Below are 9,294 nucleotides of genomic sequence, written 5' to 3' on the forward strand. Positions count from 1 at the left end.
CCCCCGCTCCCGCCCCCGGTGATCGTCGTCGGGATCGGTGCCGACGGCTGGGCCGGGCTTTCCACAGCCGGGCGGGACGCGCTGCGTGCGGCCGACGTGATCGTGGGCGGCGCCCGGCAGTTGGAGCTGCTGCCGCGTGACGAGTGCGCGGGGGAACGGGTCGTGTGGCCCTCGCCGCTGCGGCCCGCCGTACCCGAGGTGCTCGCGGCCCATGCCGGGCGGCGGCTGTGCGTACTGGCCAGCGGGGACCCGATGTTCTACGGGATCGGGCGCACACTCATGGAAGTCGTGGGGGCGGACGCGGGGGCCGGGGCGCTCCGAGTGCTGCCGCATCCGTCGTCCGTCTCGTACGCCTGCGCCCGGCTCGGCTGGCCGGTGGAGGAGACGGAGGTCGTCACCCTGGTCGGCCGGCCCGTCGAGCGGCTCGCCGCCGCGCTGTACGACGGCCGCCGGGTCCTGGTGCTGAGCGCGGGCGCGGCGACACCGGCTGAGGTGGCGGCGCTGCTGCGGGACCGGGGGTACGGGCCGAGCCGTATGCACGTACTCGAACAGCTCGGCGGGGAACGGGAACGGCGGACGGAGGGCCTCGCGGGGGACTGGCAGGAATGGGCGGGTGCGTCTGGTCCGGTTCCCGCGTCTGATCCCGCCCCCGCGTCCGTGCCTGACCCCATGCCCGTGTCTGCTGTTCCCTCTGTACCTGTTCCCTCCGTACCTGTTCCTGCGTTTGATCCGCTGAATGTGGTGGCGGTCGAGTGCCGTCGTGCGCCGGGCGCGGCCCGGCTCGGCGCCGTGCCGGGTCTGCCGGACGAGGCGTACGAGCACGACGGCCAGCTCACCAAGCGCCATGTCCGCGCCGCCACTCTGGCCGCGCTGGCGCCCGCGCCGGGGGAACTGCTGTGGGACATCGGCGGCGGTTCGGGTTCGATCGCGGTCGAGTGGATGCGTACGCACCGGTCCTGCCGGGCGGTGTCCGTGGAGCGGGATCCCGTACGGGCGGAGCGCATCGGCCGCAACGCGCGTGCACTCGGCGTCCCCGGCCTGCGGGTCGTCACGGGAGCCGCGCCCGGCGCGCTGGCGGGGCTGCCGGTGCCGGACGCGGTGTTCGTCGGCGGCGGGCTGACCGCGCCGGGCCTGCTGGACGCCTGCTGGGACGCGCTGCCCGAGGGCGGCCGGCTGGTGGCGAACACGGTGACGCTGGAGTCCGAGGCGCTGCTGGCGCGGTGGTACGGCCGCTTCGGCGGTGAACTGGTACGGCTGGCCGTCGCCCACGCCGTACCGGTGGGCGGGTTCACCGGCTGGCGGCAGGCGATGCCGGTGACGCAGTGGGCGGTGACGAAGGGCCCGGACGGGGCGCCGGAGCCGGGTGCGGCCTCGCGTCCGGCCCCGGGCTCGGCGTCGGCGCCGACCTCGGCTGTGGGTCCGGGCTCGCGTCCGGCCCCAGGTCCGGGTCCTGGCGCCGGTCCCGCCTCGGACCCGCAGGCAGCCCCTCCGTACGTCGTCCCCTCAGGAGAACAACGATGACCGTGTACTTCATCGGCGCCGGTCCCGGTGCCGCCGATCTGATCACCCTGCGCGGCGCCCGCAGACTCGCCGCCTGCGGTGTGTGCCTGTACGCGGGCAGTCTCGTGCCGCGCGAGCTGCTGGCCGAGTGCCCGTCGGGCGCCCGGCTGATCGACACCGCGCGGATGGACCTGGACGCGATCACCGCGGAACTGGTCCGCGCCCACGAGGAGGGCCAGGACGTGGCCCGGCTGCACTCCGGCGACCCGTCGGTCTTCAGCGCGGTCGCGGAGCAGATGCGGCGGCTGGACGCGGCGGGCGTGCCGTACGAGGTGATCCCGGGCGTACCGGCCTTCGCGGCGGCGGCCGCGGCGCTGAAGCGCGAGCTGACGGTGCCGACGGTCGGCCAGACGGTCATCCTCACCCGCGTCGCCCAGCAGGCCACCCCCATGCCGGACGGCGAGGACCTGGCGACACTCGGCCGCAGCGGAGCCCTGCTGGTCCTGCACCTCGCGGCCCGCTACGTCGACCGCGTGGTACGAGAACTGCTCCCCCACTACGGCCCGTCGTGCCCAGCCGCGGTGGTCGCGATGGCGTCCCGCCCGGACGAACTGATCCTGCGCGGCACACTGGCGGACATCGCGGACCAGGTGAAGGAGGCGGGGGTGATACGGACGGCGGTGATCCTGGTGGGCAACACCCTGGCGGCGGAACAGTTCCGCGACAGCCATCTGTACTCGCGGGAGCGGGACCGGAAGAGCGTGCCGGGGTCGCACGCCTGCTGATGCCGAATCGCCGGCACGAAGGCGCGGCGTCATCTCGACGCGCGATGGCACCACGGCCGGGCCGGACACACGCGGTCCACCGCGCCGCACTGCCGGGGCGGGCACCCGGAGGGCGAGCGGGGTCAGTCGACTCCCCTGAGATAGACGCGGCTGTTCCGGTCGTCGAGGGGGTGCACCGCTACCTGAAGAGAGTTGAGCCGGCCCTCGCACGGAGCGCAGACCTGCCCTTCCCGGACCTCTGGAAGCGTCTCGGGCTCCGCGAGGTCCAGATGGGAGAAGGGCGTCGTGGGTGCGAAGGACTGCTGGAGCGGTTTGTCCCGCTGTGTCAGGGCGTTCTCGGGGGCGAGTTCACCGATGAAGGCGTCCACCTCCGAGGTGGGCAGCGTAAAGGCCAGTAGCAGCCCGTCGTCCTGGAACCCGTTCTGGTACGCGGCTCGTCGGTCGGTGGCCCTGGCAGGGATCTTGACGCCGAGTTGTCGGCTGACGCTCCCCGGGGTCGCGTCCTCGGCCCAGTCGGGCACTTGGCGGCGTGCGTCGCCAGGGTCCGCCGGGGCGGCGGAGCAGGCGGCCAGCACGGACCACAGGACGACGATCACCCCAAGGGCCGACGCGCCGCGCGTCCGGGACCCGGCCTTCATCGGACCTCCGACAGTGTTGTCCTTCACCGTATTCCTTCGCGCCCCGGGTCCTGACGTGGGCCCTCGCGGCCCTGGTCCGGGGGGTCGGGCAACTGCACGGGTCCCGAACCCAGTTCGAGGTGCTGCGTCGAACCGCTTCCTCGCATGTCGAACTCCCTGGCCAGACCCGTGGTGTGCAGCCGGGCCATGTCGGCATCGGTCACCGTGGTCGGGCCGATCGGAGTGGCCTTGCCGGCGTCCCAGTTGTACCGGTCCCACACGTTCACCTGGTAATCGAGGGTCACATGGGGCCGGCCGTCCGCTCCGGGAACCACGGTGACCGCACCCGTGGTGTTGGTCATGCCGCTGCCGACCGCCAGATACCAGTCCCGGTTGGTGTGCGTGTAGCCGGCGGCGGAGGTTTCCACCGGGACGGTGACCGGTCGGCCGCCCGACTCCTCGAAGGCCTGGAGAGCCTGCTGCCGCCACGCGTCCTGCTGGCCGGCGACCGCACGCTGGGCTTCCAGCCGCAGCGCCTCGTCGTCCGCGAGCATTCTGTCGACATCCAGGTCCAGCGTCTCCCCGCTGCCGTCGAGATAGTGGTTCATATGCCGGGACGCGTCTGTGTTCCCGATGAAATCGCCCGAGTCCACCATCATCCCGGCCTGCGCCCGGATCCAACGGTCACCCCAGCCGGGGTCCTCCACGCCGTACGGACCCGCCCCGTCGTCACTGGCCACTTGCTTCACCTGGGGCGTGAAGATCCCGGCGTCCAGCAGGCCGTCCTTGTGCTGTGACCACAACTGGGCGCGTGATTCGGGACCCAGGGATTCCCAGAGCCGTCGCAGTGCGCGTCGCTCGTCGGGACCCGCGTCGGCGCCGAGCCGAGCGAGTTCAACGGCTCGCGGGAGCATGTCCTCGTCGAGCGAGGTGTACGTGCCGTGCCCCGGGTTGTCCGGGTCGCCGCCGTGACTGCCGCGCAGCGCGCGGACCGTGGCCTGGTCGATCTCTCCGGCGTGGCTGACGACATCGGTGAGGGTGTCGGCGTACCACCGCATCAGATCGAGCTTCTCCCGGCCCGGGCCCTCAGGGGTGCACTGCGCCTCCATCACCGTGACCCTCCCGCACTGCGCGTCGGAGACCAGAAACCCGGCTCTCCTCGCTTCGGCCGTGAGGTCCTCGGCCCGGCGCCGTAACCCCGCCAGTTCGGTGTGGGCGTCGTCGATGACGCTCCAGATGCTCCTGGCCTCCCGGTGCAGGTCCTCGAACTCTTTGGCGGTCTTCGCCACGAAGCCCTGGGTCACGGCGGCGTTGACACCCCGCCAACGCGCCTCGTCCGACTTCGCCCTCAACCCGTCGCGGGCGTCACCGGCCAGTGTTCCCAGGTCCTGGACCGCTCTCGCCCAGTCGGAAACGGCGGCGCCGAGCTTGCCGAGGTCCACCTGCATCAGATCGTCGTAGTTCATGTCGTCGCCGCCCCTCCGGTCGGCTATGTGAAGAACTCGTCGAGGCGTGAGACGGGGACAGCCGCACCGCTGCGATCCCGCAGTACCGCCGCGATGGCCGCGTCCTCCTCGGCGTGTGTTCTCGCCGAGTAGTCCAGATGATTGGAGATGTGCGCGCAGGCCTGTAGCACTCTCTTCACCTGGGCCGTCCACACATCGACGGTGTTCTCCAGCTCCGAGCCCATCGCGAAGTGATGGCCCTTGAGCTCCGCGCCCGCCCTCATGGTGGTACCGGAGCCGCTGTCGTCGGCCCCGGCCCCGGCGATGTCCGCCTGTTGGCTCAGCCTGTCGTACAGCTTGAACGCCTCATGGCCCACAGCGCCCAGGTCGTCCTGGCTCACCACGAGGTCGTGATTCCCGCTCGCACCGCCGCCTCCGGGCGGTAGCTGGTTCAGCCGAGTCTGTGCCGCCTGGTTCGCGACGGACTCGGCCTTCAGACGCTCCCACTCATCCCAGGCCATCCTCGAACTCCCCCCCCCGTAGGCGCACGATTTGTTTATGCTAACGTGCCGCGCTTTCCCGGTAGGGGCTCCTGACCTGACCTATCGCAGCCCGCTCCGCCCCACCACCGTGCCCGCTCTGTCGATGCAGATGACGTCCACCACCACCGGCGCGCCCCGTAGGACCCGTAGCGCCTCGTCGCGGGCGCGGTCGGCGACCGTGTTGCCGAGAGGTATGTCCTGGGACTGGCACAACTGAAGTGCCGCCAGGCCCGTGTTGGCCTCGGACACCGCTGTCGCCAGGGCGGCGTCGGCGCCCGCCGCCGTGGCCAGGGTCGCCAGGAAGGGCTTGTCGACCTGGGAGCGGGACGAGTGGAGGTCCAGGTGGCCCGCCGCCAGTTTGGAGAGTTTCGCGAAGCCGCCGCAGAGCGTGAGGCGGGGGACCGGGTGGCGGCGGAGGTACGTGAGGACCGCGCCGGCGAAGTCGCCCATGTCCAGCAGCGCGTCCTCGGGCAGGGCGTAGGCCGTGCGTACCGTCCGCTCGGACGTCGAACCCGTACAGCCCGCCACATGTGTACGCCCTGCCGCCCGCGCCACATCCACGCCCCGGCGGATCGAGTCGATCCAGGCGGAGCAGGAGTACGGGACCACGATCCCCGTCGTACCGAGGATGGAGAGGCCGCCCAGGATGCCCAGTCTCGGGTTCCAGGTGGAGCGGGCGATCTCCTCGCCGTCGTCCACCGAGACGGTTATCTCGACGTCGCCCGTACCGCCGTGGCGCTCCGCCGCCTCCGCGACCTGCTCGCGCATGAGCTGGCGGGGAACGGGGTTGATCGCCGGTTCGCCGACCGCCAGCGGCAGTCCGGGGCGCGTCACCGTACCCACCCCCGGGCCCGCCCGGAAGACGACTCCCGAGCCGGGCGGCAGCAGCCGTACCGTCGCCCGTATCAGCGCGCCGTGTGTGACGTCCGGGTCGTCGCCCGCGTCCTTGACGATCGCCGCCATCGCACGATCCGCGGTCAGCTCTTCGCGCGCCAGAGCGAACACCGGCTTCTGCCCCTTGGGGAGGGTGATCGTCACTGGGTCCGGGAACCCGCCCGTCAGCAACGCGGTATATGCCGCCTTCGTGGCGGCCGTCGCGCACGCGCCAGTCGTCCAGCCGTGCCGCAGACCCGTGTGCTTGAGTTGGGCACCGCGCCCCCCGCCCTTGCCCTCAGTCATGGAGAGACCCGACGCCGATGAGTGAGACGTTCCGTGTGCTGCTTCTCGGTGGGACCACTGAAGCGCGTCGCCTCGCCGGACTGCTGCACGGCGAACCGCTGCACGGCGCATCGCTGGACGGTCGCGCCATCCACGTCACCACCTCCCTCGCGGGGCGCGTCGCCCGGCCCGTGCTCCCGCCCGGGGAGGTACGGATCGGCGGCTTCGGCGGCGCCGAAGGGCTGTCGCGCCACCTGCGCGCGCACCATGTGGACGCGGTCATCGACGCCACCCATCCCTTCGCCGCGACAATCAGCCGGAACGCGGTCCTCGCCGCCGCCGACGCCCATGTTCCCCTGCTGGCTCTGCGCCGCCCGTCCTGGGTCCCGGCCGAGGGCGACGACTGGCATACGGTCGGTTCCCTGGCCGGCGCCGCCGAGGCGCTGGCCGCCCTGCGCGCCCGGCGGGTCTTCCTCACCACCGGCCGGACGGGCCTCGCCGCCTTCGCGGGCCTCGACGGGCCGTGGTTCCTCGTACGGTCCGTGGACGCGCCCGAACCTCCGTACCCCGCCCGCATGGAGACGATCCTCGACCGGGGGCCCTTCACGCTCGACGGCGAGCGTGAACTCCTCCGCCGGCATCGCGTCGACACCGTCGTGACCAAGGACAGCGGAGGCGCCGCCACCGCGCCCAAGCTCACCGCGGCCCGCGAGGCCGGGGTACGGGTCGTGGTGGTACGCCGTCCGCCGGCGCCCGAGGGGATATGTGTGGCGGCCACACCCGATGAGGCGGTGCGGTGGGTGCGTCAGCTCGGCGGATAGCGACGCGGCGTCCAGACGACCTCCTCGCCCTTCCCGGCTCCGCCTTCCCCGGCCCCGCCGCCCCCGCGTCGTACCGCCACTGTCTGCGACGACCCGACCAACAGGATCGTCCGCATGTCCACCTGCGCCGGATCGAGGTCGCCGAGCCGCACGATCCGTACGCTCTCCTCGGCCCCGCCCACATCGCGCCCGACGACGACCGGGGTGTCCGGGGCGCGGTGTTCCAGCAGCAGTTCACGGGCCTTGCCGACCTGCCAGGTACGGCTGCGCGAGCCCGGGTTGTAGAGCGCGAGCACCAGATCCGCCGCCGCTGCCGCGTGCAGCCGTTCCGCGATGACCTCCCAGGGCTTGAGCCGGTCGGAGAGGGAGATGACGGCGTAGTCGTGCCCGAGCGGCGCGCCCGCACGCGCGGCGGCGGCGTTGGCGGCGGTCACGCCGGGCAGCACGCGGACGGGGACGTCGGTGTACGGACCGGCCGACGCCGCCTCCAGTACGGCAGTGGCCATCGCGAACACCCCCGGGTCCCCGCCCGAGACGACGGCCACCCGCCGCCCGCGACGGGCCAGTTCGAGGGCGAACTCGGCGCGCTCCGACTCCACCTTGTTGTCCGAACCGTGCCGCTGCTGGCCCGGCCGCACCGGAACGCGGTCCAGATACGTCGTGTACCCGACCAGATCGTCCGCTGCCGCGAGCGCGCCGCGCGTCTCGGGCGTGAGCCAGAGCGGCCCCGCAGGTCCGGTCCCGACCACGACCACCTCACCGGTGTTGCGGGGGGCGGCCGGTGCGTCCGCCCGCGCGTCCGTCCGTGCGTCCACCCGGCTCGGCAGCACGGCCACCGAGAAGTACGGCACGGAGTCCGGATCGGTGTCGGCGAGCCGGCCGGTGCGCTCGCCGCTCATCGTGGCGCGTTCGACGTACCGCGCGTCCGCGAGCCGGCCGGCCCGCTCGACGGCCCGCCGTACGGCGGGGAAGGTACGGCCCAGCTTCATCACGACCGCCGAGTCCGCCGAGGCCAGCCGGGCGGTCAGCTCCTCCTCGGGCAGGGTGCCGGGCAGGATCGTCAGCGCCTCCTCGCCCTCGACGAGCGGGGTGCCGAGCCGGGCCGCGGCGGCGCTGACCGAGGTGACACCGGGGATCACCTCGGTCGGATAACGGTCGGCCAGCCGCTTGTGCATATGCATGTACGAGCCGTAGAAGAGCGGGTCCCCCTCGGCGAGTACGGCGACCGTGCGCCCGGCGTCGAGATGGACGGCGAGCCGGGCGGCCGACTCGGCGTAGAACTCCTCCATCGCGCCCCGGTAACCGCCGGGATGGTCGGTGGTCCCGGTGGTGACCGGATAGACCAGCGGCTCCTCTATGTGGTCAGGGCATATGTGGTCGGCGGCTATGGAACGGGCTATCGAACGGCCGTGACGGGCACTGTGGTACGCGATCACATCGGCCTCAGCGATGACCTGGACGGCGCGTACGGTCATCAGCGACGGATCGCCGGGCCCGAGCCCGACGCCGTACAGCTTGCCGGGGGTTGTCTCGTGGCTGGTGCTGGTGCTGGTGGTCCCGGTGCTGGTGCTGGTGTTGGTCCGGGAGCCGGTGTCAGGTACCGGGCTGCTGTCCTTGCCGGTGTTGCCGGTGTTGCCGGTGTTGCCGGTGCTGCGGGTGCTGCCAGCGTTGCCGATCATGTCGGTGCTGCCGGTCGGCGTGCTCTTCGCGTTCACTCTTCCTCGCTCGCGATCGCGTTGATGGCCGCCGCCGCGAGCGCGCTGCCGCCGCGTCGTCCTCGTACGACCAGATACTCGAGTCCGGCCGGATTTCCGGCGAGCGCGTCCTTCGACTCGGCCGCGCCGATGAATCCGACCGGTACGCCGATGACGGCCGCAGGCCTCGGCGCTCCCGCCTCGACCATCTCCAGCAGCCGGAAGAGCGCGGTTGGGGCGTTCCCGACGGCCACCACCGCGCCGTCCAGCCGGTCGCGCCACAACTCCAGGGCGGCGGCGCTGCGTGTGGTCCCCAGCTCGGCGGCGAGCGCGGGCACGGCCGGGTCGGACAGGGTGCAGACCACCTCGTTGTCCGCGGGCAGCCGCTTGCGGGTGACCCCGCTCGCCACCATCGCCACATCGCACAGGACCGGAGCGCCCGCCCACAGCGCCTCGCGCGCGCGGGCCACCACGCCGGGCGTGAAGGCCAGATCGCGTACGAGGTCGACCATGCCGCAGGCGTGGATCATCCGCACCGCGACCTGGGAGACATCGGCGGGCAGCGCGGCGAGATCCGCCTCGGCGCGGATCGTGGCGAAGGACTGGCGGTATATGGCCGCGCCATCCTTCTCGTACGCGTACACGGTGTGGCCGGACGCCATGTGGCCGAACGATGTGTGGCGGGACGCCATGTGGTCGTGGACTGTGTGGTCCGGCCCCATGGGGCCGGAC

General features: G+C 72.4%; 9 protein-coding genes. 3 read left to right on the forward strand and 6 right to left on the reverse strand.

The features are described from left to right. Together cbiE and cobM are read left to right on the forward strand one after the other, a co-directional pair. A partial coding sequence (cbiE, locus tag WH07_RS22350; RefSeq protein WP_408645894.1) for a precorrin-6y C5,15-methyltransferase (decarboxylating) subunit CbiE occupies nucleotides 1-1,521 on the forward strand: 1,521 nt, incomplete at its 5' end. Then, entirely contained in the window at nucleotides 1,518-2,285 is a 768-nt protein-coding gene (cobM, locus tag WH07_RS22355; protein WP_046502908.1) for a precorrin-4 C(11)-methyltransferase, read from the forward strand. The genes cbiE and cobM, both read left to right, overlap by 4 nt. A gap of 122 nt (nucleotides 2,286-2,407) precedes the next feature. On the opposite strand, the gene WH07_RS36360 is transcribed toward cobM, so the two are convergent. From WH07_RS36360 to WH07_RS22375, 4 genes are all read right to left on the reverse strand, one after another. Next, entirely contained in the window at nucleotides 2,408-2,950 is a 543-nt protein-coding gene (locus WH07_RS36360) for a hypothetical protein (RefSeq protein ID WP_052744525.1), read from the reverse strand. Then, complete coding sequence (locus WH07_RS22365; protein WP_046502910.1) at nucleotides 2,947-4,368, reverse strand: hypothetical protein; 1,422 nt, start codon at nucleotides 4,366-4,368, stop codon at nucleotides 2,947-2,949. Before WH07_RS22365 ends, WH07_RS36360 begins: the two co-directional genes overlap by 4 nt. Before the next feature lie 23 nt (nucleotides 4,369-4,391). Next, nucleotides 4,392-4,868 carry a hypothetical protein gene (locus tag WH07_RS22370; protein ID WP_046502914.1) on the reverse strand — a complete coding sequence of 159 codons (477 nt, stop codon included), beginning with the start codon at nucleotides 4,866-4,868 and terminating at the stop codon, nucleotides 4,392-4,394. A gap of 81 nt (nucleotides 4,869-4,949) precedes the next feature. Further along, a complete protein-coding gene (locus WH07_RS22375) occupies nucleotides 4,950-6,068 on the reverse strand; it encodes a cobalt-precorrin-5B (C(1))-methyltransferase (protein ID WP_046502917.1) in 1,119 nt (372 codons plus the stop codon). A gap of 17 nt (nucleotides 6,069-6,085) precedes the next feature. Between WH07_RS22375 and WH07_RS22380 the strand changes: the two genes are divergently transcribed. Beyond that, nucleotides 6,086-6,868: a cobalt-precorrin-6A reductase gene (locus WH07_RS22380; RefSeq protein WP_046502920.1), complete on the forward strand. Its 783-nt coding sequence runs from the start codon at nucleotides 6,086-6,088 to the stop codon at nucleotides 6,866-6,868. Here the strand turns inward: WH07_RS22380 and cobJ are convergent. Both cobJ and WH07_RS22390 read right to left on the reverse strand, forming a co-directional pair. Then, nucleotides 6,853-8,343 carry a precorrin-3B C(17)-methyltransferase gene (gene cobJ, locus WH07_RS22385; protein WP_232789015.1) on the reverse strand — a complete coding sequence of 497 codons (1,491 nt, stop codon included), beginning with the start codon at nucleotides 8,341-8,343 and terminating at the stop codon, nucleotides 6,853-6,855. The two genes, WH07_RS22380 and cobJ, sit on opposite strands and share 16 nt — an antisense overlap. Before the next feature lie 236 nt (nucleotides 8,344-8,579). Then, on the reverse strand, nucleotides 8,580-9,206 hold the full coding sequence (locus WH07_RS22390; RefSeq protein ID WP_046502932.1) for a precorrin-8X methylmutase: 627 nt from the start codon (nucleotides 9,204-9,206) through the stop codon (nucleotides 8,580-8,582). Nucleotides 9,207-9,294: the final 88 nt, after the last annotated feature.

This window comes from Streptomyces odonnellii, from assembly GCF_000981895.1.
In the GTDB taxonomy this organism is placed as follows: Bacteria; Actinomycetota; Actinomycetes; order Streptomycetales; family Streptomycetaceae; genus Streptomyces; species Streptomyces odonnellii.